This is a genomic window from Synechococcus sp. BIOS-E4-1 (assembly GCF_014279995.1).
Classification (GTDB): Bacteria; Cyanobacteriota; Cyanobacteriia; order PCC-6307; family Cyanobiaceae; genus Synechococcus_C.
On the sequence record NZ_CP047935.1, the window covers coordinates 918,617 to 939,190 of the forward strand.

A 20,574-nucleotide genomic window follows, 5' to 3' on the forward strand; every position below is an offset into this window, starting at 1 on the left:
GATTGTGCTTGGGCAATTTTTCTTTATAGTGGCTGCAATTCTGGGGCTTCTCATGCGATTCACTTCTCTGGCTTCTTGTCTTTTGGCAACCATCTTGATCCCACAGGTAGCGGTAGCGCAGTCATCACAGAGGCAGCCCTCTAGTGCTCAACTAACGCGTCAATTCAATGATGGCTTTCTGAAAGGATGTGTCTCTGGTAAGACCGAAGGCGTTTCTAATCAGCGGGGTTATTGCAACTGCATGGTGAGCAGTTACAACAGCCGTTACGACGGCAAAACGTTGTCGGCAATCTCTCAAATTGCCAATGCTTCCGGCCAGGGAGGCCCTGCACTGGTCAATTTGATGATGCAGCCAGAGGCGAAAAAATGTGTGGCTCGATTTTGATCAATAGCGTGAGCAGGCTTTTTCTGAGAGCGGTTTTCATGGCTGTTCTCAATCCAGCTCCACATTCACTGAGCGACTGAGCGGCTGTGTTTCTTCATCGCGCTGGTTGGTGTCAGCAAGCTCAAGGTTGAAAAACGATGCCGACGCTGCTTCAAACAGCGGCCCTGCGTGCCAGGTGCCCAGATGCAACTTGATGCCTTCACCGGGGTTCAGCTTCAGCAGCTATTCGGCTGAAGCATCCAGCACCGGGCCCTGGGTCTCCCGCGCTGCCAACAGCATCCAGAAGGGTCGGCCTTCGACAGAGCTCAGCCATTGGTTCGCCTGCAGATGGCGTTTGATCGCTGTAAGCGGTTGCGGGGGATTCGGGATGCGCTTCACGTCGTAGCCCAACTGGCCTGGGCCGAATCTCAGCTCGGCATCATGGTTCCCAGCTGGTGTCATCTCATCGACTTCACGCAGTCCAGTGCTGCAGGAGTCGAGACGTGGATTCAGCAAGGACGCCGCTTTCAGTGATTCATGACTAATCATGGTCACACCTTCCACGCTCTGTTCATGCTCGCGCTGCGTCGTTTGTTCTGCACATTGCTGGTTGCTGTTGTGTTGCTGCTGCTCACCCCAGCAGCGGCAAGCGCCCAGGTGCATGAGCATCAGGATGAAAATGGCGCGCCGATGCTGCGCAGCCTGGAGAGCTTGCGCGATCTCGATTACCAGAGCTGGCAGGCGGTGGCCTATCGCGTTGGCGAGCCGGGGAATCCGGTGGTTCTGCGCATCGTTGGCTACCCCGGCAAGATGCGTCTTGAGCACCCCACTTCCCTCTTGGTGCAGGCTGGTGTGAAGGAATGGCAGCTCGAAGACATCACCCTCGAGAATGCATTGCTGGCTACGGATGGCCGTGAAGCTGCAGCTGAATTTGCCCTCGATCCGCTGCTCAATGATCTCTCCAACAAGCGTCCGTTGCGCCTCTTCCTGCCCGGTGTTTTCAATGAAATGCCCGTGCCTCCCTACGTGGTGGCTGAATGGCGTGATGTGCAGACCGAGCCGCTGAGCTGATGGCGGGTCTGGCCACACCGGAGCAGCGCTGGATTCCCTGGATGCGCCGTGCGCTCCAGCTGGCTGCCCTGGCGGAAGGACGCACCAGTCCCAACCCGTTGGTTGGAGCGGTTGTGCTCGATTCAGAGGGCTGCTTGGTGGGAGAGGGTTTCCACGCCCGAGCGGGACTGCCCCATGCCGAACCTGGGGCCCTCAAGCAAGCTGGCAAAGCCGCACGTGGCGGCACGATCGTGGTCACCCTGGAGCCCTGCTGCCATCAGGGCAGGACACCTCCCTGCACCGAAGCGATTCTTGCTGCTGGTATCGAGCGGGTCGTGGTCGCCCTGACTGATCCTGATCCGCGCGTTGCCGGTGGTGGTTTGCAGCGTCTGCGCGATGCCGGTTTGGAGGTGATCAGCGGAATCCTGGCGTCAGAGGCCGCCTATCAGAACCGGGCCTTTGTGCATCGCGTGCGCACTGGTCGTCCCTGGGGGGTGCTCAAGTGGGCGATGAGCCTGGATGGGCGCACGGCGCTGCCGAATGGCGCCAGCCAGTGGATCAGTGGTCCGTCTGCGCGTGCCTGGGTGCATCAACTCAGGGCTCGTTGTGATGCAGTGATCGTGGGTGGTGGCACCGTTCGGGCCGACGATCCGCTGCTCACCAGCCGTGGTCATCGCTCGCCAGAACCGCTGAGAGTCGTGCTCAGCCGCAGCCTTGACCTGCCCTTGTCAGCTCAGCTTTGGCAGCAGGCCACAGCTCCCACCCTGGTGGCCCATGCAGCCCCTGAAGACAGGGAAATGGACACCCAGGCCAACAATCTGGCTGCCTTGCAGGCCAAGGGGGTTGAACTTCAGAAGCTCGATCCCTGTGAGCCTGAACACCTATTGCGGGAACTTGCTCGCCGTGGTTGTAATCGGGTGCTGTGGGAATGCGGCCCGGGTCTGGCCTCAGCGGCTTTGCAGCAGGGTTGTGTTCAGGAGATCGCTGCTGTGATTGCGCCGAAGCTCCTGGGAGGGGCGCTGGCTCGAACGCCACTCGGTGACCTGGGCTTAACGGCGATGGATCAGGTGTTGAGCTTGAACTGTGAGCCATGCCTGAGCCTTGGTCAGGACCTGTTGATGCAGGGGCTGGTCAGCCCTTTTTCAGCCTCGAACTGAAACGGCCGATCAGGATCCCCATCACCACCGCCAGATACAACTGACCGGCCACGCCAGTGCTCACCGACAGCATGCGTGCCATCGGATGCACCGGCGTGATGTCACCGAAGCCCACGGTGGTGAGGCAGATGAACGCGAAATAGTTGATCTGTGCAAACAAGGGAGTGAACTCCAGCACATTGGAGTTGCCCACTACTTCGACCCCTGGCAGGGGGACTGGTTCAAAGCTGCCAGGCTGGATTGTTTCGATGCCGATCATCACCAAGCCGGAGGTCAGCCCAAGCAGGAGGTAGCCAGCGGCGGCTCCCATCAGCACCTTGGAGTTCACGCGATGTTCGCTGGCAAGTCGCGTCACCAGGCGCACCAGGCTCCAGCCCACCAGCAGGCTCCAGCTCAGAACCAGAGGGACGGCGCTGAAATACCACTTCACGGGCGTGCACAACCACAAAAGCTGGGTCAGAAGGGCAACAATCCCCAGAACCTGATACATCCGGTCGTGCAAGCTCAGCTTTGTCCTGCGCAGCATCACAAGCTGGGTGAGCAGCAGGGCGATCAAGGCATAACCAAAGTTGCCCAACCAGCTGATGCGAGGGAAGGCAAAGCTCGCCATCACCAGCAGGCAGAGCCCCAACAGCAGCTCGTAGATCTTGTCCTTCCAAGGGGTGAGCCCTGATTCCAATTGCATCGTGTTCGCCACGCTCAGTTTGAGAATGGCCAGGTTTGCCAGTGCTGGCGAGCATCAAGAACATGATGTGTCGTTCGGTTCTCCGCCATCGCGCTCTGACCAGGCTTGGAATCCCGGCTCTAACCTTTCACCAGCACAGGACGTGATTTATGCCGATCCGCGAGGACGACAACCGCCCCAACCGCCGCTTTGGAATCCTCAACCTGGTGCTAATCGGATTTGGTGTGTTGCTGCTGATCAGCAGCTTCATACCTAACCAAGGCATGCAGCAGGTTCCGCGTGTGCCTTACTCCCTGTTTATTGATCAGGTGAATGACGGTGCCGTTAAGCGCGCCTACATCACCCAGGATCAGATTCGTTACGAGCTCTCCGAAGCCGAAGAGGGAGCGCCATCGGTGCTTGCCACCACACCGATCTTTGATATGGATTTACCTCAGCGCCTGGAGACCAAGGGCGTTGAGTTCGCTGCTGCACCACCGAAGAAGCCCAATATTTTCACCACCATTCTCAGCTGGGTCGTTCCCCCGCTGATTTTCATCCTGGTGCTCCAGTTCTTTGCGCGCCGCTCCATGGGAGCTGGCGGAGCCCAGGGGGCTTTGAACTTCACCAAGAGCAAGGCCAAGGTCTACGTGCCCGATGAGCAGTCGCGTGTCACTTTTGCGGATGTAGCCGGCGTTGACGAGGCCAAGGATGAGCTGGCCGAAATCGTTGATTTCCTCAAGTCGTCTGATCGCTATACCGAAATCGGTGCCCGCATTCCCAAAGGTGTGTTGCTGGTGGGCCCTCCCGGCACCGGTAAAACGCTCCTCTCCAAAGCCGTCGCTGGAGAGGCGGGCGTGCCCTTCTTCATCATCAGCGGATCGGAATTCGTGGAGCTGTTCGTTGGCGCTGGCGCTGCGCGCGTTCGCGATCTGTTTGAGCAGGCCAAGAAGAATGCTCCTTGCATCATCTTCATCGATGAATTGGATGCCATCGGCAAGAGTCGTTCGGGCTCGATGGGTGTTGTGGGCGGCAACGATGAGCGTGAGCAGACCCTCAACCAGCTGCTCACCGAGATGGATGGTTTTGCTTCCAAAGACAAGCCAGTGATTGTGCTCGCAGCCACCAACCAGCCAGAAGTGCTGGATGCGGCCCTGCTGCGTCCCGGTCGCTTTGATCGCCAGGTGCTTGTGGATCGCCCTGATCTCTCTGGTCGTAAGACGATTTTGGAGATTTACGCCAAAAAGGTGAAGTTGGCAGAAGGAGTCGACCTCGACCGCATCGCTCAGGCCACCAGCGGGTTCGCAGGTGCTGACCTGGCCAACCTCGTGAATGAGGCAGCACTGCTGGCGGCCCGTGCCAAGCGCACCAAAGTTGAGCAACAAGATCTCGGTGAAGCGATCGAGCGGGTTGTCGCTGGTCTGGAGAAGAAAAGCCGTGTACTCCAGGAAGACGAAAAGAAGGTGGTGGCTTATCACGAAGTGGGCCACGCCATCGTCGGTCACCTGATGCCTGGTGGCAGCAAGGTGGCCAAGATCTCGATTGTGCCCCGGGGCATGAGCGCGCTCGGCTACACCTTGCAGCTCCCCACCGAGGAGCGGTTCCTCAACTCCAGGGAAGAACTGCAGGGTCAGATCGCAACGCTGTTGGGTGGACGATCTGCGGAGGAAGTGGTGTTCGGCAAGGTCACCACTGGTGCATCCAACGATCTGCAGCGAGCCACGGATATTGCTGAGCAGATGGTGGGGACCTACGGCATGAGTGAGACCCTCGGACCACTGGCCTACGACAAACAGGGCGGAGGTCGCTTCCTCGGCGGCGGCAACAACCCTCGCCGCACCGTCAGTGATGCCACGGCTCAGGCCATCGACAAGGAGGTGCGTGCTCTTGTCGACACTGCCCATGACCAGGCCCTCACGATCCTGCGTCAAAACATGGCTCTGCTGGAAACCATCTCTCAGAAGATTCTGGAGAAGGAAGTGATTGAAGGCGATGAGCTCAAAGAGATGCTCGATGCCAGCGTCATGCCTGAGGCAATTGCTGCCTGAGGCTTGACGGATTCACTGTTTGTCCCCGATAACACTCCTTTGAACTCAGTCCATGACGTCCGCCACCACCAGCGTTGCTGCCGTCCTCTCGGCACTGAGCGGCAAAGATTTCCTCTCTTCGGCGGATACAACAGCTGAGCAGACAGCGGCACTGCTTGAGTTGGCTTGCCAGCTCAAGAGTGGTGACCGCCGGATTGATCTCGGCAACCGCGTGCTGGGCCTGATTTTCACCAAAGCCTCCACACGCACCCGCGTCAGCTTCCAGGTGGCGATGGCCAGGCTGGGCGGACAGACCGTGGACCTCAACCCCCAGGTCACCCAGTTGGGACGAGGGGAGCCCCTGGAGGACACCGCCAGAGTGTTGAGTCGCTTCTGTGATGTGCTGGCAGTTCGTACCTTCGCCCAGCAGGAGCTTGCCGATTACGCCTACTGGGCCTCGATTCCGGTGATCAATGCTCTCACCGATCTGGAGCATCCCTGCCAGGCTCTGGCCGACTTTCTCACCATGCAGGAAGCCTTCGGTGAGCTCCAAGGTCAGACGCTGACCTACGTAGGCGATGGCAACAACGTGGCGCACTCCTTGATGCTCTGTGGCGCTTTGTTGGGCGTCAACGTGCGCATCGCCTGTCCTGATGGATTTGAGCCACTACCAGCCGTGCTTGACCAGGCCCGCTCCCTTGCGATTGGCGGTGCTGAGATCAGCGTCAGCAGTGATCCATCAGCTGCTGTTGCGGGTGCGCAGGCGCTCTACACAGATGTCTGGGCCTCGATGGGGCAGGAACAGGAGCAGCTGGAGCGGGAAAAGGCCTTCCAGGGGTTCTGCGTGAATGAAGAACTGTTGGCCAAAGCCGACTCGCGCGCCATCGTGTTGCACTGCCTTCCTGCCCATCGCGGTGAAGAGATCAGTGCGGGGGTGATGGAGGGCTCCGCCAGTCGGATCTTCGATCAGGCAGAAAATCGCTTGCATGCGCAACAAGCTTTGTTAGCGGCCTTGCTTGGTGGACTTTAGGCAATGATGCAAAATTCTTCGGTCATTTTAGAAAGCTAAATCCTGAACTTGAATCCGTTGATTCGTTATCGTTATATTGAGTGTTTAATGCTTGCCCCTTGATTGTAAATGATTCGCAAATTTGTTTCGTGTTTCAGAAGCTGATTTGTGGCCTTTTTGGACTGGTCGAATTAAGATAAAATCGCGATTATTTGAAGTGGCTTACGCGATAAAGTCAGAGTATTTGGATCCATAGCAATTACGGCATGAGTTCGCCCCTGCTCGCAACCCATTGATTTGAGTCGTGACAATTAATGCAGCCCGCCACGCCACCAGCTACGTGTTCAAGCTCTTTTTCGCTCAGCAGGCTTATTTTATCAGCAGTGAATTCATGACCATGTTCTTTAGCGATGTTTATTACTTCATGAGGTGATTGAGCGGCTTTGAGCTTCTCTTGAAGATTGGAATTGCCTTTGGCTTTGGCGAGGAAGGCCCTGAGTTGTTCTAGGGACATTAGTGATTGCGCGATGGTGAAGTTATCGATTTTATTTGGAGGCATTCGTTGATTATTTTTTCATAATCGACTCTTTGACTTGCATCATTCTTGCGGCACCACCGCCACTGATCCCTTTCAGTTCTTCATCAGACAGCTTAACGATGCCTCTGAGTTCTTCCTTTGACAGCTTTTTGCTGTCCTTGTTGGCTTGTTCTTCAGTCATTAGGATCCTGTGCTGTGTTCAGTGGTCATAGCAACGGTCTGCAGGTCGCACAGAATCAACTTAGACTGTATGAGTAAACTCAGTGCTTGTCGGAGTTGGACACTGGTTTTAAAACTTTGAAAATCAACCATGTGCGTGATACTTTCTTCTTAACTCTGCTTGCTGCGATATAGATTCACGTGTTAGAACTTGATCCAAGTAATGGCAGTCGACTCTTTTGTTTAATATTTAGGATGATTTGACTCGATCACTTGGTAAGAAACTTTGAGCAAGCTTTTCAACCAGTGCTATATGCAGGCACTGGTGAGGTGTGTGGATCAATGACACATGAAAACTGCCGCTCTTGAGCGGGCTGATCATGATTCGTCGATAGATACTGGTTTTTATAAAGATCCTTGTTTTCTCTCTTCGCCGTTATGAAAAACTCTCTACGACAGATCCTATTGTCGATGCAAGAATGAAAAAGGTGCTTACAGCAATAAAAATTCCAATCAGAACTGTTGGATTTACGTCGTTTGCGGCCTCGTTGTCTAATGCTTGAACAGTGTTATCGGTAACTTTGTTTTCCATGGAATTAATTTGCAGTCCTCTCAGTTTATTGGATAAAAGCCTTGGTGATTTCGGGAGGCAGCAAAAGCCATTAGAAAATAGACCCCTTGTTAAAATTAATAGCACCAAAAGAAGCATTTGCGCTGAATTGATGTTCAATCTTGCGCAACGCTTCATAAATCAACAATAAGCCAGCTTATTAAATGTTTAGCGTTCTTTGTCACGGAAGAAATCGTTGCCAGAGGGGTATTGGTTTCTGCAGGCAATGGCTTTGTGAAGAGTGCTGGTAACGAATGAGCCAATCCGTCTCTTTTAGTTCGTGTCTTCTATGGCTAGCAGCCTTCCTGATACGCAGTGGCGACAGCTGTGTCCATCAGCGCACCGTTACGCATGAACCGCGAAGTGTTTTCTTGCATATGTCTTGAAATCACACCCGTCTCGGCTTGGACGATGATCACAACTTTGGAAGGATTTTCCCTGCAGACACCGCGATAAAGCACTTTGATGCCTTTTGCCTCTCGCCCAGCTGCTTCCTCGTGATCGAATCTGTCGGCAAACTCCGTAAAAGAGTTGCTGATGTCGAGTGTGCAGACGACGGTTTCGATCATTTGATTGTGTTGGATTAGCAGAATTCAATTTTTACCTTGATCGAAGTAAAACCCAAGGCATCTTCATGAAGACTTGCCGAATTAGAACCGCCAACTTCTCGCACGCTATGCACTAAAATTGGTTTCAGCGAGCCAGAATAAATAAAAAAGAGGCTGGTTGCTCCAGCCTCAGGGTAAGTTTGGTTTGGAGTTGTCGTGCCCGATGGAATTGGCCAATCGAAGCCGTGTTGAGGCCTGCGTTGCTGAACCAGTCAGCTGAAGAAGCTGAGAAGACCAGAGAAATCGATTCCTTTGGTTGATTCGTTGAAACCCCAGACCTGTTGAATGATTCCTTTGCCTGTTACGGCTTCAACGGCCAGGCCAATCATGAGGCCAAGCATGGCAGCTCGCCCGTTGAGCTTTTCGCTGAAAACCTTTTGTGGATCAGGGGTGTTGGAGGATGAAGAAGTCATGGAACTACCTGTTGTTTTTCAAATATTAACGAACGTAACGATCGGTTGACGCCTGTTTGGCGATTGTCCGGCTTTGCCAATGTTTCAGCCCTTTCAGCCCTTTCAGCCCTTTCAGCCCTTTCAGCCCTTTCAGCCCTTTCAGCCCTTTCAGCCCTTGCCGCTGAGATCGCTCAGGCGTCTGAGAGTGCTGGCAGGTGCCAGTGCTCGTCAAGGATCAGATTTCAAGGCGACTCTTCTTGTGCTGTAGCTGAGTGGTGATCACGACTGTCCGAGTCTCTCCTGTCGATTCATGCTCTCGCGTGATGGAAAGCACAAATGAGAGCTGACATGCCCGCCGTTCGTGGGTATTAACCGAGTGTCGCGACACATCTTTGACTGTGATCTGCATGGCTTCGGCCCAGTCAATCGGCACAGAAATGACCGACGGCAAACGTCAGCCCTATCGAGCACCGGCTTGTTCCTTGAGGGCCATTGACTACGACGAGTCTCAAATGAAGGAAAGCGACGGAACCAGGCGTGAACAGCAGTCGGAGCTGATTTACGACTGTTAGTCAAGCCAGTTCAGGATCCGTAGCGACTTAGAGCAACCACCATCCAAGCAGTAAGCCAAGGATCAGGCCTTTGAGCCAAACAAGTGCTGCCATCTGATAGTTCGATAGCCCCAGTTTTTTCTGAATCCAGTTGAACGCCTGCTCATCAGCGAAGAAGACGGCACGGATAGGGCGGATAATCCATTCCATAGTGAGTGATGCACGGTCGATCTCATCTTCATTGCTGGAATCACTGTGAAGCAAGAGATGGTGGTCAGCCGTGATGCCTCAACTGATTTCAGCTAGGTCTGTTGATGACCATGACCATGACCATGACCATGACCATGACCATGACCATGGCCATGGCCATGGCCATGGCCATGGTTCATGGTGAAGAGCAGAGTTGAGCACCAATCGGGATGATGCAGCTTTCGACAATTTGCAAGTTCATCCTCAGTGAAAACCTCTAAGCCAAATCGATATTCTCCAATCCGCGATGAAATGTATTGCACTACACGCTTGAAGTTCTTTTTAAGGACTCACGACTTTCAACGCCATCACTGGAGTATTGAATTCAAAGCAGCTGGTGTTGGATTGCTTAATGTCCAGAGCAATGGAAAGTTGATAGTCGAAGGTTTCTGGATGGCTCTTGCTGCTGGCCACTGCCTGCTAGCTCTCACTGATCCATTTGCGATCAGTTTTCGACTCAGCCGTTAAGTATTGTCTGGGTAGGAATCTGAGGTGTGTCTCACCACTTCAGGTTGCACTGCTTGAATCTTTTCTGCCAGTTGTTGCAGAAGATCTGCACTGCCTGAAAGGGATTGTCCGTAGTCCTTGTCAAGCTCTTCACAGCACCGCTTCAAGGTTGAATGATCTTGTGTGTTCAGTGCATCAAGGGATTCAAGGATCAGGGCAAGATGGCGGCTGGTTTCCCTGCAGCGGTGACTGCTCAGAGCGAGGAGTTCAATGATCAGGTCGCTGTCGTAGACCGCCGCTTGCAGCAGGTCATCTGCTTTTACCTCCAATAGCTCAGCAGGCCCACGGCTCACCGTGACCGTGGCGCTGTGAGTTTGGTCGCCCATCAAGGCCATCTCTCCAGCCATTTCGCCGGGACCAACCGTGGCGATGAGCCGCGGTTGGCCTCCGGCTTCCGTTCGCTGAACGCTTAGTTCTCCTGCCCGGACCACCAAGACGCGTTCCGCAAGAGTGCCTTGTTGCATGACGACTTCTCCGATGGATGGGCGAAGTGTTCTGTGATTGATCGCAGCGAGATGGGTGCTCACCAACATCGGTAAACGAACGCGCATCTTGCGGAGTTCTCCAATCTTGCTCTCATCCACCGACTGTTAGCGGTTGGAGGCATGCTGACTTGCCCAGCCGCGAGAGGCATCACACCCTTGCTTAGCGTCATGTTCTGATGTGGACCTTCATTGCATGTGCCTAGGGGCTTGCGGAGCTTGGACTTCGGTCTGATTGAAGTGGCCATCACCCCTGTGAGCAGGATTGCAGTTGCCCTTGATCTGGGTGATGAGGTCTCCTGTCGGTGGAGAGATGTTGGATGCCTCTGAGGGAATTACTCTCCACAGCCTTTCAGTACCGATTCTCTATTCCGCGTCTGCCGACAATGCTGGCATTGCGCAGTCAATCAATGCAAATAGGACTCAATGACAGCGTCCAAACTTGATGGAATGTTTCATTGGCTTTAATTCTACGAATCAGGGAATTGGTTCAACAGGTGGTCAGAAGTTGGGGCAACTAGTTGGAGCAACTCTTCCTTGCCAATCCTTCTCTGGCGAATCCATTGAGTATGTTTAATGGCATGGGCGAGGTTTTGATTCATGCTATCGCTGTTGATTCTCTGCTCGGGCTAATGTTGGAGTCAGTGTCTGTTCAAGTGTTGTACTCCTGAAAAAAATCAGGTGTGTGCTGTCGTCTGTGAAGGGATGAATGGTTGTTTTGATCGGCGCTGATGGTCAGGATTGGTTTCATGGGCAAGTGATTAATGAGTTGATGTCTGTGTCTGTATTCTTGCGGTCTTAGAATCAGTTTGTTGCTGTTACTTGTCTCTTTTTATTAGTTCTGATCGTTATGCCCACTCTGGTTGGCTGGATTTTTGCTGGTTTGGCCAAAGATGTACCGCTTCGGGTTGACTTAATGGCATTGGGGGGTGACAGGTGCTTCTTGAGCTTCACCGCTGCAAGGCCACTTCCTTTCCTCGGTTGCTCAGCCCGCGCTGTCTCCTCGCTCGGTCTTTGCCGTGTCGATATTATTCATCGCTCTCCCGTAGGTGAACAGTTGATGCATTGAGCTTGCTGGTTTTGTGCTGCTTCGCCATTGATCCTGCTGCCGCCGATCAGGCCCTTGCCTTGCAGCTTGGCCGTGGTGGTAGGTCCATGTCTTCTCAAGCCGACCGATCACGCCGGTGCTGCCATAAACCGGGTGTCAGTTCGTCGTGAAATGGTCCTATTCGGGCGTGTTTTCCGGCAGTTGCGGTGGCATCTTTGGCTTATGGTTGCTGTGAGAAGACGCTATTGCTGGAATTGTCGAGCCGTAAGCACTCGTTTTCTCCCACATATGGTGTTTTGGAAGAATTTGTAAAGAGCCGCTGGAAGTCATTCCTGCAGTTATAAATTCAAGCGGTCGCCCTTCGTACTCGTTAAAACCCGTTTCCGCTGAATAATCAACTGATGACGGACGGTTGGCTAAAGGATCCACAAAAATACTGGGCAGTGCGCTTTCACAGGGAGCCACAGAGTGGGCATAAGGATGTGCGGGTTCTCGTTGACCACGGCCGGAGGTTGTCTCGAGACCAGCCTGCAATGTTGAAGTCACGCAGAAATATGCGCTACGAAGACGCCATCTCGTTATACAAAGAGCTTCAGCACATTGGCTGGACCCATTGTGAAGCGGTTTGGTGATTGCTCTTCTGGATTGATTCCTGCCAGGTGTTGCGATCCGTCATGAACGAACCTGGAGCTGGTATCACTCTTTGCGGCGGTGCTGAACAGTTGAATAATCAAGTGACTGTAATGATCCCTTCAGGAATTTTGTGATCTTCCAGTTCAGGCTGCTTGCCGCAATGTTGAACCGTTTATTGTACTTCGTGCAACGGCAGTCGATAATCAAATGGCCCATCTGAGACCCGTCTTTAATGACTGAAAAGTCTTTTGCTTCGATGTTGCCAATGATTTCACCTGTTTGTATTTTGCTGAACTGTAGTAAGTAATCGAGTCCAGAATTTGCCATCGCAAGCTCCAGTTTTTTAAACCTTAGCTTCGACAGTTTGTTTTTGCGCAGGTTGTCCTGGTGTTTGATGCTTGAGCGATCTGAGTTACCACTCCGATATCCATGGATCGATTGAGCTTGCTTTCTTGGCTTCTGCTTCCTTTCAATCAAGCACTTCGATCTCAACGGATGTCTTGCCGTCGTCGTCAACGTCGAGGGCTGTGGCTGAGCCATGGGCAAGATCAATCACGGTGCCTTGTTTGAACGGTTTGCGGTCATTGATCACCACAGTCACGCTTTTGTTGTTATACAGACGTGTCACTCTCACTTTGGTTCCCATCGGCAGGCTGCTGTGCGCGGCAGTCATCGTTCCTTTTTTGAGAATTTCACCGCTTGCTGTCTTGTTTCCATAGTGACCAGGGCCATACCAGGAGGCCTGGCCATGCACGGGCTGGGATGCTTGCTTGTTTTCTGACCGCGCATCGTCTGAATCGATCGCTTTGCTGGTGACAGGGTTTTCTGCGACGTTCTTTTCAGTGACTGCCTGGGTGCTGACGGCCTTTTCTGTGGCGCCTTTTTCTGTCGCAGCGTTGCCGGTGACGGCTTCCTTCCCGCATCCAATGGCGCTGAAGATCAGCAGGATTAATGCGAGCTTGGTGAGTCGTTGCATGGATGGCATCTGCAGCTGAAAACCCTTTGTTGGACATAGCAAGAGTGGTGGCTCCTGTCATGGCGGCTTGGACCTCAGTCGCAACGTTGTCTTCCCCGCTGATGGAGGCTCATGGCTTCGCCAGAATCCCAGCACCGCATTGTTCGCTGAGGTGATGGCCGCTTCTCCTGAACCGTTCTCGATGCTGGGTGGGCCAATCACTGTTGTGTTGCTGCACGGCTACACCGGAGCACCGGCGGAACTTTCTCTGCTGGCTGAGGCGCTGCATGAGCAGGGTTTTGGTGTGGAAGCGCCCCTGCTTGCCGGCCATGGAACTTGCCTTGAGGATCTGATGCCTGTGCAGCCCAGCCAGTGGTTGGAGCAGGTCGATGGCGTCGTTGACCGGCTTCTCGATCACGGCAAGCGCGTGGTGGTCGCCGGCTTGTCGTTGGGTTCGATCCTTGCGATTCAGGCCGGCATACGGCGTCCGGGCGTTGAAGCAGTGATTGCTTACTCACCACCGATTGTGAGTGGCGATCCTCGAGCGCTGATTGCCCCGCTGTTGTCCCTGCTTCTGCCTTCGGTGCCTCGTCCTGCCGACGATTTCGTGGATCCCGCAACAGCTGAGCGTCTCTGGAAGTATCCACGTTGGCCGAGTCCGTTGCTGCGTGCGTGTGCTGGCTCTCATCGCCTCCACTCGCAGGCATCTCGGCAATCTGCATCAACCCTTGTTGGTGATGGCCAGCACGCGCGACAAGGTGATCACGCGCCGAGGCGTGGAGTTACTCCTGCATCGAACCGGCTCCGAGCATGTGCAAGTGCATTGGTTGGAGGGCAGTGGTCACGTGATCACCGCCGATGCTGAGTGGAAAACAGTGGCTGATCAGACCCTGTTTTTTTTGAAAGACCTTTAGGGTCACCGCATTCCAGATATGACCAATGGATCAGCAGGAACGACACAACTGGCAAAAGGTTCTCGACTCGCTTGAAGCTGCCGGCGACACTGAAAGTGCTTTCTACGTTCGTGCGCGTGCCATCTGTGATGGTGACCCCGATCCCATGCTGACTTGGGAGGCTGGATCTTGAGCATCGATCCTCTTCAGCAAGGGCTTGAACAGTCGTTTGAAACAGAACGATGGGGACGGCTCATCCGCGAATGCGATGACATCGAAACCCTCAGGCAAACAGCACTTTCCTTGCTGCAACAGGTCACGCAAATGAAAGTTGCCAGTACCTGGATGGCGTCGAGAGCTTCGGAGTCTGAAAATGCCAAATTGGAGATATTGGCGAAACTGATCAAAGAACGTTCCGAGCGTCCACAGGAGCAGACTGAGCAGTAGGTGCAGACTGAGCAGTGAGCAACCTGGTTCGATTCGGCGCTCTCGCGCTGACCTTCACCATTGGCAGTGCTGCTGCGTATGCGGAAAGTTGGTCACCGTCTCCGGAACCGCCGTTCTGGTCGCAGACTCGGCAGTCTCTTCAGGCCTCGGGCAAGTTGTCTGAGCGCACCTGGTTGTTCATGGAGGCGATGGATTCGCCAAGCCTGAAAGCCGGGGAATATCTCAGTAATCCTGCCCGGACATCAAGCGGTGTGGAATTTGATGCTGCGCTGTTGATGCGCCGTCAGGGTCAGGATGTTTGGAAGGTGCGTGAACTGCGCATGCGTGCACTCTGTAATCAGCAAAGGCTGCAGCGCAGCAGTGCTCAGGGGCAATGGCTTGATTACGTGGGGCGTGAGGACACTTCGGACAAGGTTCGTTGGATCTGCGCTTTGCCAGCGCCCGACTGAGCCCTTGCCATCTTGGGTGATGACCGGTACACATGTATTGACGAACAAATGAATTGCCGGTGTCTGCTGGAACTCCCGAGCCGCTAACGACTGCTCAGCAAGAGCTTTATGAGTGGCTTGCTGACTACATCGGTTGCCATCATCACAGTCCGTCCATTCGTCAGATGATGCAGGCCATGGGTCTGCGTTCACCTGCTCCTGTTCAGAGTCGTTTACGGCACCTACAGCAGAAAGGCTGGATCACTTGGCAGGAAGGTCAGGCTCGCACCCTTCAGCTGCTTGGAGGGATTGCCTCCGGAATTCCGGTGCTCGGTGCTGTTGCGGCTGGTGGCCTGGTTGAGACTTTTGACGACATCCAAGATCGATTGGATCTTGCTCCTGTTCTTGAAACCCGTGGTCTGTTCGCGCTCACGGTGAATGGTGACTCCATGGTGGATGCCCATATCGCCGACGGTGATGTGGTTCTGATGGAACCGGTCGTTGATGCGGCTCGTCTGCGTCAAGGCACGATCGTGAGTGCGTTGGTTCCTGGCAGTGGAACCACGCTGAAGCATTTTCACTGCGATGGCCTCATGGTGCGGTTGGAAGCAGCGAATCCTGCCTACGAGCCGATCGAGTTGCCAGCCGATCAGGTGCAGGTTCAGGGCAAACTCGCTGCCGTATGGCGACAGATGTGATTGATGGTTAGCGGGGCCCGCCGTCGTTGTAAGCTGCTTAACGACAAAGGCCGGTTTCAATCCCTGTCTGCGTTATTGGGGCCATAGCTCAGCTGGTAGAGCACCTGCATGGCATGCAGGGGGTCAGGAGTTCGAGTCTCCTTGGCTCCACTGGATTTTCCAAGACGCCTACTGGCTTATGAGCTGGTGGGCATTCTTTTTGCTCAGGCTTGCTACGGCATGCCATTGCCAAATAGAGCAGTTTTGCTCTACCTTTTGCTCTATGAATGACCCCCTGCATAGCGCAGGGCATTAGAGCAAATGCCAAAGACGTTCAGTAAGCAAGGCACCTGGGATCACGATCTGCGACGCCAGATCAAGCGGGAGCATGGCACCGGCTGGACGCTTTATCCGCAGAGCAGCGGCACCAAGCTCACCCGTAGATATGAGGACGGAAAGAAGTCCAGCGTGATGCTGGAAATTGAATGGGCTCCGAGCTCTGCCACCGCGATCGCTAATGCCGTTGGCGTCCTGGCCGCACGGATGAATGAACACGACATCAGCCTGCGTGAAGCGCACCGCCGATCGCAGCAAGTTGCTGGTGTGGTGACTGGCAAGGGTGTGGTGGCAGGTGCCATCGATTGGAGTGCTGCTGCCGATGCATTTCTGGAGACTCGCAGCGATCGCCGTGGCACGACCATGGCCGACACCAGCAAGCGCGTCAGAAATGCTGTTTCTCTCTTCGAAGCATCCCCACGCCCGACAGATGGCTCATCTCTGATGCGGGCGTACGCCCGCAACTTCTTTGATGGTTGTGCTCCAGGCGGTTCAGGCCGCAAGCGTCATCTCGGGGATGTTGCTGCATTTCTGAATTACGCGATCGACAAGTGTGGTGCGCCTGCTCGGTGGAAACCTCTGGAGGGGGAGGATCGAGACGTGCTGATCGGCACTTCAGATGAAGCTGACGACAATCTGACTCCCCCGATCAAGCCAGAGCAATTAGCGGCATTGCTTGATGCATTGATTGCTGATGAAAAGCATGAGCTCTGGATGGCGGTGGCTCTGGTCGGATGCTTTGGATTAAGACCAGCAGAACTTGCAGCTTTAGATGTTGAAGACGGCGAACTGATGGTGCGCAGCAACGTCAAATGCAATAAAAGCAGCATGAAAAAACAGAAGCTGCCGCGATTGGTGATTGCACTGGAGCTCGACGGTCGTGATGACGGAGCTCGGGCATTGGCGCAATATCAGCTGGGTCAGCTCAAGCTGCCGCGTGCAGTCCGTACGGCAATCGACAGCGGCGAATTTAAGAAGGTTGGAGATGCATTCAGACAGCTGTTGGATCGATACCCGTATTGGCAATCGTTAGTTGCAACGACTCCTGATCTGACGCCCTACAGCCTGCGGCATGGATGGGCATGGAGAGCTCACAAGGGATACGCCACACCCCTGTCAGTCCGTGATGCAGCTGCGTTGCTGGGCCATACGCCTAACACTCACCATCGCCATTACGGACGCTGGACTGATCAACAGGGTCTGCGTGATGCAGTGAAGAAGATCACCCGTACGGCACCCCTTAGTGATCAATCAGGGCGCCAGAAAGCTCCACCACGCGCAGAAATAGTGTGACACCAGCAATGGTGTGAGGGGTCTTGCATCCGCAAGCCATAGCGTGCTTATACTTCTGGCAACGAGATTGCGCTTCTCAGAGCCCCTGACCCGCGATTCCGTCGAAAACCTTCCATCAGAACAACAGTTGTCTGAATTGCAGCTGCTGACATCACTTGATCGGCCGAGGCGTGATCCACCTTTGGAGGAATGGCTCGCACAGCCAATTCGCACGCCAAAGGGCCAGCGCCCTGTTCGATTTTCAAGTGATGCAGAAAAGGCAGCTGCTCATTGCAGGGTTCGGCGATATAACGCTCAGGGCGTCATCTTCGAATACACCGAGGGGCAACCTCGAAGCGGCGAGCTCCTAAGCCACAAGCTTGGAAATTGTTACCACCGCCTGCAGCAGCAACTGATTGCAACTGAGGGAACACCCTCCGCTGCATTGCAGCAGGAAGCCCGTGATGCCTACCGCGCATCCGCGACACCAGCAGAAAACTCCCCAGAAATCAGCGCCTACTTCGAGCGGATCTGGGGACCACTCAAAAACCCCGACGTCACAGCTGTCGCTTGGCAGCCAGTCGAAAACAAAACGGTCAACCTCGGAGAACTTTTCTCAGAGCCGACCTAATACGCCTACGCAGGGTGAACATCCTTCATCCGTAGAGCTCTCGTTTCCATTTGAAGCCGATGTCACGGTCTTCAAGGTTCACGATCACAAGGACAATCTGCGGTCCTTCAACGCTCGATCAGAAGGCGGCAAGAGCCTTGTGCTCTTCGCTGCTGACAGTGGCGATTTCAGCCATCTGCCGCTGATTCAAGAAGGCGACACCGTCAAGGTGAAAGTCCTGCAGCACGCCAAGAAAGAAGGCTGGCTGAAAGCTCATCTGCTGCCTCGCAGTGAGCAGAGCAATGGATTCCAGACCGAGCTCCGCCGCCGTGAGCAAGGAGTGCAGGGCAAGCTCACACACGTAGAAGCTGAGATTTCTCCAGCCGATCACGCGTGTCTCCAGTACGCCCACAAGCTGGAGAAAAGAGTCCGCCCGTCACTGACTCAGGCGGAGTATGTGCGTGAGTTGCTGATGGGATCACTGCATCCCGTACGGGCGCTGTGGCTTGCTCAGCAGGAGGGCCAGAAATGAGCATCTCCAAAATCGGGCTGAAACCGTTGCCCAAGCCAATCCCCAGCGGATTGATGACGGCTTACACCGATGTCATCAACCACCGGGAGGAGTCCGATTTCCTGCCAACTGATCCCAATGATTATTTGGTGTGGGCTCACTTCCATTCGTTGGATAGAGCCTGTCGAAACGACATCGAATTTCTGTCGTGCATGCTTCCAGCCGTGGAAGAAGAAGAGGAGGATCCCAGCGCCGCGCAATTTATGCGCCAGTGCTTAAGGGACGCCAAGCGTCTTCGCAGGTGGAACGTCGAAGCCTTCAACGCAGATAGGGAGGTGAACAATGCCTAGACGCACATTGAGCAGAGATGAGCTCACGTACGCCTGCATCTGGGAGGCATTGAGAGCGGACTGGTTCCAGAACCTTGGATCGCACTACCGCGAGCAAGTGAAGGAGTGTCGGCAACTGTCCGCGCATTACACGCAACGCCTCGAATCCCTTGATCAGGAGGCTGAATGACTGATCTCAGCAACTTGATTGCTCAGCTCATCACCAAGGGTTGGCCACGGGATTACTCCAACGTCATCGCACCGTGTTGGTACGTCTTCCCTTGTGATCGTCGTGATGAACCGCTCGAAGATCCCAATTTCTCGCCCGATCTAACTGGAAGAGAAGGCTGCTTGGTGATCCATCCAGAGCCGGGGCGGTATTTCATTCGCGTCGAGGTCCGTCCGAGCGGAAGCCTTGGCTACGGCGCAGTTGATGTTCACGACGGTCAGGTTCACTGCGCTGATGGCTTTGCCGGATGCGTGGAAAAGCTCTACCGACCAAAGCTGCAGCATCTGCTGGATAACGCTCACCGCCTCTATCTGGAGTGGGAGTTAGCGCAGTTCAAGAAAGAAAAGACCTTGCCCGAGCTGGAGCAGCAGCTGAAGCAAGAGCTCTTTCTTCAATCCATCAAACAACCGTCTGGAGGGCATCAATGACTGATTCATCGTGGCTTGAAACCACACAGGCGGCCCGTTCATTAGGGATCGCCCCCTGCACGTTGAAGCGCAAACGCGACATCAACGGCGGGTTTCTTGAAGGTGGCAAGCACTATCGCTTCAAGACCGACACGGCTAACAGTCCCGTCCTCTGGGATGTGGAAACAATCCGATCAATGCTTCATGAACGGGGGATGAAAGCCCGTCAAGAAGCAAGAGCTGATCAGGTGATCCGTGAGCTCCAGCGGGAGGGCAATGCATGACAACCCTCGCCAGAAAGATCGCTCACAGTGTTTCCTTTCAGGAATCACCAGCGTTAGCGACTGCCAGACGACTGCAAGCAGCAGCTGATCTGTTTAACCGTGAGCTCTTCAATAACCAGCTGCCGAGCACCATGCTCAGGCTGCAGAACAAGAAGGGCTGCAACGGGTTCTATAGCCCTAACAAGTTCATTGATGCCGATGGCCGCCAGCTGGACTGCATCACCCTGAACTCCACCACTGCGATCGATCGCCCATTGATCGAACTGCTGTCAACGCTCGTTCATGAGCAGTGCCATCAGTACGTCTGTGAGGTGGTGAATCACAAAGCTGCCACGGGGGGCCACGGTCCTGAATGGCGCAACGTGATGAACAATCTCGGGCTTTCACCGATCAGGGTTGGAGTGACGTGGCGCGGGCCAGCAACACACTCCATCGACCCAGATGGTTTGTTTGCTCGATGCTTCCGTACGCATGCCTCTGAATTAGAGGCGATGCCGTGGCAAGAGCTCGCGATGGATGCAGCCAGGGGTCGTGCCAAGGGTCTCGACAAAGTCCGCTTCGAATGCCCCAGCTGCGGTCAGAAGGCATGGGCCAGGGCTGCAGCAGAACTTGTCTGCGGCACCTGCACAACAGCTGATCGCCTGGTGGTGATGATCCCTGAATTCAGAGCCACTGGTGGTTCTGGAGCTGGTGGAAAGGGTCGAGCCACAGCATCAAGGGATCACTATCCCGAGCCAACACAGATACCACCGCTGCCCGTCTGGACTGATGAGCTCGGACGTCAAATGCGACTGTATACGGGCCTCGATCACCCGCCACAGGACCATCTCGAAGCACTGGTGGTGATGCTGTTTGGTGTGTCGCAACGACGGCCTGAGCTGCTGGATGAGCTCTGCGCTGCTGCCTCACGCGCCAATCTCCCGACACCAGAGCGCGACAGCTGGGAGCGTGCATTGAAAGAGGTGTGGAAGCACCGTGCATCAATGCTGCATCCCGATGCTCACCCTGACGCTGATGAAAACCAAAAGCGTTATCTGGGCGAGGCATTCAAGTGCCTGCAGATTGCCAAGCGGATGCTTGATCAGCACAGCGCCAACACCTCAGCTGAAGACGTCCGTACGGCTGCGGCGGAGGGTGATGGTTGATGA

General features: G+C 54.6%; 29 protein-coding genes, 1 tRNA gene and 1 pseudogene. 21 read left to right on the top strand and 10 right to left on the bottom strand.

Going from position 1 to position 20,574, the window contains the following annotated elements:
• Window positions 1-607 precede the first annotated feature (607 nt).
• On the bottom strand, window positions 608-913 hold the full coding sequence (locus SynBIOSE41_RS17980; RefSeq protein ID WP_255475946.1) for a hypothetical protein: 306 nt from the start codon (window positions 911-913) through the stop codon (window positions 608-610).
• 24 nt (window positions 914-937) lie between these two features.
• Here SynBIOSE41_RS17980 and SynBIOSE41_RS04470 point away from each other — a divergent pair, with 24 nt between their 5' ends.
• The gene (locus SynBIOSE41_RS04470) at window positions 938-1,435 is read left to right on the top strand and encodes a DUF3122 domain-containing protein (RefSeq protein ID WP_186540790.1); all 498 of its coding nucleotides are present in this window, start codon (window positions 938-940) and stop codon (window positions 1,433-1,435) included.
• Entirely contained in the window at window positions 1,435-2,571 is a 1,137-nt protein-coding gene (gene ribD, locus SynBIOSE41_RS04475) for a bifunctional diaminohydroxyphosphoribosylaminopyrimidine deaminase/5-amino-6-(5-phosphoribosylamino)uracil reductase RibD (RefSeq protein ID WP_186539767.1), read from the top strand. Before SynBIOSE41_RS04470 ends, ribD begins: the two co-directional genes overlap by 1 nt.
• On the opposite strand, the gene SynBIOSE41_RS04480 is transcribed toward ribD, so the two are convergent.
• Window positions 2,546-3,256 (bottom strand): potassium channel family protein, encoded by a 711-nt coding sequence (locus tag SynBIOSE41_RS04480; protein ID WP_186539768.1) that lies wholly within the window; start codon window positions 3,254-3,256, stop codon window positions 2,546-2,548. The genes ribD and SynBIOSE41_RS04480 overlap by 26 nt on opposite strands.
• Before the next feature lie 149 nt (window positions 3,257-3,405).
• Here SynBIOSE41_RS04480 and ftsH point away from each other — a divergent pair, with 149 nt between their 5' ends.
• Window positions 3,406-5,283 (top strand): ATP-dependent zinc metalloprotease FtsH, encoded by a 1,878-nt coding sequence (gene ftsH / locus SynBIOSE41_RS04485; RefSeq protein WP_186539769.1) that lies wholly within the window; start codon window positions 3,406-3,408, stop codon window positions 5,281-5,283.
• Between the two features lie 52 nt (window positions 5,284-5,335).
• A complete protein-coding gene (gene argF, locus SynBIOSE41_RS04490; protein WP_186539770.1) occupies window positions 5,336-6,292 on the top strand; it encodes an ornithine carbamoyltransferase in 957 nt (318 codons plus the stop codon).
• Between the two features lie 238 nt (window positions 6,293-6,530).
• Here argF and SynBIOSE41_RS04495 read toward each other — a convergent pair whose 3' ends face one another.
• From SynBIOSE41_RS04495 to SynBIOSE41_RS04510, 4 genes are all read right to left on the bottom strand, one after another.
• Window positions 6,531-6,785 (bottom strand): Nif11-like leader peptide family natural product precursor, encoded by a 255-nt coding sequence (locus tag SynBIOSE41_RS04495; RefSeq protein ID WP_186539771.1) that lies wholly within the window; start codon window positions 6,783-6,785, stop codon window positions 6,531-6,533.
• Between the two features lie 52 nt (window positions 6,786-6,837).
• Window positions 6,838-6,990: a hypothetical protein gene (locus SynBIOSE41_RS04500; RefSeq protein ID WP_186539772.1), complete on the bottom strand. Its 153-nt coding sequence runs from the start codon at window positions 6,988-6,990 to the stop codon at window positions 6,838-6,840.
• Between the two features lie 881 nt (window positions 6,991-7,871).
• Complete coding sequence (locus tag SynBIOSE41_RS04505) at window positions 7,872-8,147, bottom strand: DUF3764 family protein (protein ID WP_186539773.1); 276 nt, start codon at window positions 8,145-8,147, stop codon at window positions 7,872-7,874.
• A gap of 251 nt (window positions 8,148-8,398) precedes the next feature.
• Window positions 8,399-8,599 carry a hypothetical protein gene (locus tag SynBIOSE41_RS04510; protein ID WP_066907079.1) on the bottom strand — a complete coding sequence of 67 codons (201 nt, stop codon included), beginning with the start codon at window positions 8,597-8,599 and terminating at the stop codon, window positions 8,399-8,401.
• Window positions 8,600-8,985: 386 nt separating this feature from the next.
• On the opposite strand from SynBIOSE41_RS04510, the gene SynBIOSE41_RS04515 reads away from it, so the two are divergent.
• The gene (locus SynBIOSE41_RS04515; RefSeq protein ID WP_186539774.1) at window positions 8,986-9,150 is read left to right on the top strand and encodes a hypothetical protein; all 165 of its coding nucleotides are present in this window, start codon (window positions 8,986-8,988) and stop codon (window positions 9,148-9,150) included.
• 27 nt (window positions 9,151-9,177) lie between these two features.
• On the opposite strand, the gene SynBIOSE41_RS04520 is transcribed toward SynBIOSE41_RS04515, so the two are convergent.
• Window positions 9,178-9,393: a hypothetical protein gene (locus SynBIOSE41_RS04520; protein ID WP_186541443.1), complete on the bottom strand. Its 216-nt coding sequence runs from the start codon at window positions 9,391-9,393 to the stop codon at window positions 9,178-9,180.
• Window positions 9,394-9,842: 449 nt separating this feature from the next.
• Window positions 9,843-10,469 carry a cyclic nucleotide-binding domain-containing protein gene (locus SynBIOSE41_RS04525; RefSeq protein ID WP_186539775.1) on the bottom strand — a complete coding sequence of 209 codons (627 nt, stop codon included), beginning with the start codon at window positions 10,467-10,469 and terminating at the stop codon, window positions 9,843-9,845.
• A 1,347-nt stretch (window positions 10,470-11,816) separates the two neighbouring features.
• Here SynBIOSE41_RS04525 and SynBIOSE41_RS04530 point away from each other — a divergent pair.
• Window positions 11,817-12,047 carry a DUF1651 domain-containing protein gene (locus SynBIOSE41_RS04530; protein ID WP_066907094.1) on the top strand — a complete coding sequence of 77 codons (231 nt, stop codon included), beginning with the start codon at window positions 11,817-11,819 and terminating at the stop codon, window positions 12,045-12,047.
• A gap of 64 nt (window positions 12,048-12,111) precedes the next feature.
• Here the strand turns inward: SynBIOSE41_RS04530 and SynBIOSE41_RS04535 are convergent, their stop codons facing one another.
• Together SynBIOSE41_RS04535 and SynBIOSE41_RS04540 are read right to left on the bottom strand one after the other, a co-directional pair.
• On the bottom strand, window positions 12,112-12,525 hold the full coding sequence (locus SynBIOSE41_RS04535; protein ID WP_186539776.1) for a hypothetical protein: 414 nt from the start codon (window positions 12,523-12,525) through the stop codon (window positions 12,112-12,114).
• On the bottom strand, window positions 12,518-13,033 hold the full coding sequence (locus SynBIOSE41_RS04540; RefSeq protein WP_186539777.1) for a septal ring lytic transglycosylase RlpA family protein: 516 nt from the start codon (window positions 13,031-13,033) through the stop codon (window positions 12,518-12,520). The genes SynBIOSE41_RS04535 and SynBIOSE41_RS04540 overlap by 8 nt, the downstream gene beginning before the upstream one ends.
• 172 nt (window positions 13,034-13,205) lie before the next feature.
• Here SynBIOSE41_RS04540 and SynBIOSE41_RS17985 point away from each other — a divergent pair.
• The 15 genes and pseudogenes from SynBIOSE41_RS17985 to SynBIOSE41_RS04610 all read left to right on the top strand — a co-directional run.
• Window positions 13,206-13,625 (top strand): annotated as a pseudogene (locus tag SynBIOSE41_RS17985) (alpha/beta hydrolase); the annotation flags it as partial.
• A gap of 52 nt (window positions 13,626-13,677) precedes the next feature.
• Window positions 13,678-13,917 carry a carboxylesterase gene (locus SynBIOSE41_RS17990; RefSeq protein WP_255475947.1) on the top strand — a complete coding sequence of 80 codons (240 nt, stop codon included), beginning with the start codon at window positions 13,678-13,680 and terminating at the stop codon, window positions 13,915-13,917.
• A 25-nt stretch (window positions 13,918-13,942) separates the two neighbouring features.
• Entirely contained in the window at window positions 13,943-14,089 is a 147-nt protein-coding gene (locus SynBIOSE41_RS04550) for a hypothetical protein (RefSeq protein WP_186539778.1), read from the top strand.
• Window positions 14,086-14,343 (top strand): hypothetical protein, encoded by a 258-nt coding sequence (locus SynBIOSE41_RS04555; RefSeq protein WP_066907100.1) that lies wholly within the window; start codon window positions 14,086-14,088, stop codon window positions 14,341-14,343. Before SynBIOSE41_RS04550 ends, SynBIOSE41_RS04555 begins: the two co-directional genes overlap by 4 nt.
• A 14-nt stretch (window positions 14,344-14,357) precedes the next feature.
• Window positions 14,358-14,792 (top strand): hypothetical protein, encoded by a 435-nt coding sequence (locus SynBIOSE41_RS04560; RefSeq protein WP_255475948.1) that lies wholly within the window; start codon window positions 14,358-14,360, stop codon window positions 14,790-14,792.
• A 53-nt stretch (window positions 14,793-14,845) separates the two neighbouring features.
• Entirely contained in the window at window positions 14,846-15,469 is a 624-nt protein-coding gene (gene lexA, locus SynBIOSE41_RS04565) for a transcriptional repressor LexA (protein WP_186539779.1), read from the top strand.
• Window positions 15,470-15,546: 77 nt separating this feature from the next.
• Window positions 15,547-15,619, top strand: a tRNA-Ala gene (locus tag SynBIOSE41_RS04570).
• 150 nt (window positions 15,620-15,769) lie between these two features.
• Window positions 15,770-17,077, top strand: coding sequence for a site-specific integrase (locus SynBIOSE41_RS04575; RefSeq protein ID WP_186539780.1), 1,308 nt, complete (start codon window positions 15,770-15,772; stop codon window positions 17,075-17,077).
• 67 nt (window positions 17,078-17,144) lie between these two features.
• The gene (locus SynBIOSE41_RS04580; protein ID WP_186539781.1) at window positions 17,145-17,687 is read left to right on the top strand and encodes a hypothetical protein; all 543 of its coding nucleotides are present in this window, start codon (window positions 17,145-17,147) and stop codon (window positions 17,685-17,687) included.
• 139 nt (window positions 17,688-17,826) lie between these two features.
• Window positions 17,827-18,198 (top strand): hypothetical protein, encoded by a 372-nt coding sequence (locus SynBIOSE41_RS04585; protein ID WP_186539782.1) that lies wholly within the window; start codon window positions 17,827-17,829, stop codon window positions 18,196-18,198.
• The gene (locus SynBIOSE41_RS04590; RefSeq protein ID WP_186539783.1) at window positions 18,195-18,527 is read left to right on the top strand and encodes a hypothetical protein; all 333 of its coding nucleotides are present in this window, start codon (window positions 18,195-18,197) and stop codon (window positions 18,525-18,527) included. The genes SynBIOSE41_RS04585 and SynBIOSE41_RS04590 overlap by 4 nt, the downstream gene beginning before the upstream one ends.
• Window positions 18,520-18,696, top strand: coding sequence for a hypothetical protein (locus SynBIOSE41_RS04595; protein ID WP_186539784.1), 177 nt, complete (start codon window positions 18,520-18,522; stop codon window positions 18,694-18,696). Before SynBIOSE41_RS04590 ends, SynBIOSE41_RS04595 begins: the two co-directional genes overlap by 8 nt.
• Window positions 18,693-19,163: a hypothetical protein gene (locus tag SynBIOSE41_RS04600; RefSeq protein ID WP_186539785.1), complete on the top strand. Its 471-nt coding sequence runs from the start codon at window positions 18,693-18,695 to the stop codon at window positions 19,161-19,163. Before SynBIOSE41_RS04595 ends, SynBIOSE41_RS04600 begins: the two co-directional genes overlap by 4 nt.
• Window positions 19,160-19,426, top strand: a complete 267-nt coding sequence (locus tag SynBIOSE41_RS04605; protein ID WP_066907112.1) for a hypothetical protein — start codon at window positions 19,160-19,162, stop codon at window positions 19,424-19,426. The genes SynBIOSE41_RS04600 and SynBIOSE41_RS04605 overlap by 4 nt, the downstream gene beginning before the upstream one ends.
• Window positions 19,423-20,571, top strand: coding sequence for a SprT-like domain-containing protein (locus tag SynBIOSE41_RS04610; protein WP_186539786.1), 1,149 nt, complete (start codon window positions 19,423-19,425; stop codon window positions 20,569-20,571). Before SynBIOSE41_RS04605 ends, SynBIOSE41_RS04610 begins: the two co-directional genes overlap by 4 nt.
• Window positions 20,572-20,574 lie beyond the last annotated feature (3 nt).

Coding starts and splice junctions, on each gene's coding strand:
- SynBIOSE41_RS04510 (WP_066907079.1), bottom strand. CDS start 8,599: ATGACTTCTTCATCCTCCAACACCCCTGATCCACAAAAGGTTTTCAGC.
- SynBIOSE41_RS17980 (WP_255475946.1), bottom strand. CDS start 913: ATGATTAGTCATGAATCACTGAAAGCGGCGTCCTTGCTGAATCCACGT.
- SynBIOSE41_RS04595 (WP_186539784.1), top strand. CDS start 18,520: ATGCCTAGACGCACATTGAGCAGAGATGAGCTCACGTACGCCTGCATC.
- SynBIOSE41_RS04590 (WP_186539783.1), top strand. CDS start 18,195: ATGAGCATCTCCAAAATCGGGCTGAAACCGTTGCCCAAGCCAATCCCC.
- argF (WP_186539770.1), top strand. CDS start 5,336: ATGACGTCCGCCACCACCAGCGTTGCTGCCGTCCTCTCGGCACTGAGC.
- SynBIOSE41_RS04480 (WP_186539768.1), bottom strand. CDS start 3,256: ATGCAATTGGAATCAGGGCTCACCCCTTGGAAGGACAAGATCTACGAG.
- SynBIOSE41_RS04500 (WP_186539772.1), bottom strand. CDS start 6,990: ATGACTGAAGAACAAGCCAACAAGGACAGCAAAAAGCTGTCAAAGGAA.
- SynBIOSE41_RS04610 (WP_186539786.1), top strand. CDS start 19,423: ATGACAACCCTCGCCAGAAAGATCGCTCACAGTGTTTCCTTTCAGGAA.
- SynBIOSE41_RS04550 (WP_186539778.1), top strand. CDS start 13,943: ATGGATCAGCAGGAACGACACAACTGGCAAAAGGTTCTCGACTCGCTT.
- ftsH (WP_186539769.1), top strand. CDS start 3,406: ATGCCGATCCGCGAGGACGACAACCGCCCCAACCGCCGCTTTGGAATC.
- SynBIOSE41_RS04505 (WP_186539773.1), bottom strand. CDS start 8,147: ATGATCGAAACCGTCGTCTGCACACTCGACATCAGCAACTCTTTTACG.
- SynBIOSE41_RS04605 (WP_066907112.1), top strand. CDS start 19,160: ATGACTGATTCATCGTGGCTTGAAACCACACAGGCGGCCCGTTCATTA.
- ribD (WP_186539767.1), top strand. CDS start 1,435: ATGGCGGGTCTGGCCACACCGGAGCAGCGCTGGATTCCCTGGATGCGC.
- SynBIOSE41_RS04540 (WP_186539777.1), bottom strand. CDS start 13,033: ATGCCATCCATGCAACGACTCACCAAGCTCGCATTAATCCTGCTGATC.
- SynBIOSE41_RS04600 (WP_186539785.1), top strand. CDS start 18,693: ATGACTGATCTCAGCAACTTGATTGCTCAGCTCATCACCAAGGGTTGG.
- SynBIOSE41_RS04495 (WP_186539771.1), bottom strand. CDS start 6,785: ATGTCCCTAGAACAACTCAGGGCCTTCCTCGCCAAAGCCAAAGGCAAT.
- SynBIOSE41_RS04515 (WP_186539774.1), top strand. CDS start 8,986: ATGGCTTCGGCCCAGTCAATCGGCACAGAAATGACCGACGGCAAACGT.
- SynBIOSE41_RS04575 (WP_186539780.1), top strand. CDS start 15,770: ATGCCAAAGACGTTCAGTAAGCAAGGCACCTGGGATCACGATCTGCGA.
- SynBIOSE41_RS04470 (WP_186540790.1), top strand. CDS start 938: ATGCTCGCGCTGCGTCGTTTGTTCTGCACATTGCTGGTTGCTGTTGTG.
- SynBIOSE41_RS04530 (WP_066907094.1), top strand. CDS start 11,817: ATGACGGACGGTTGGCTAAAGGATCCACAAAAATACTGGGCAGTGCGC.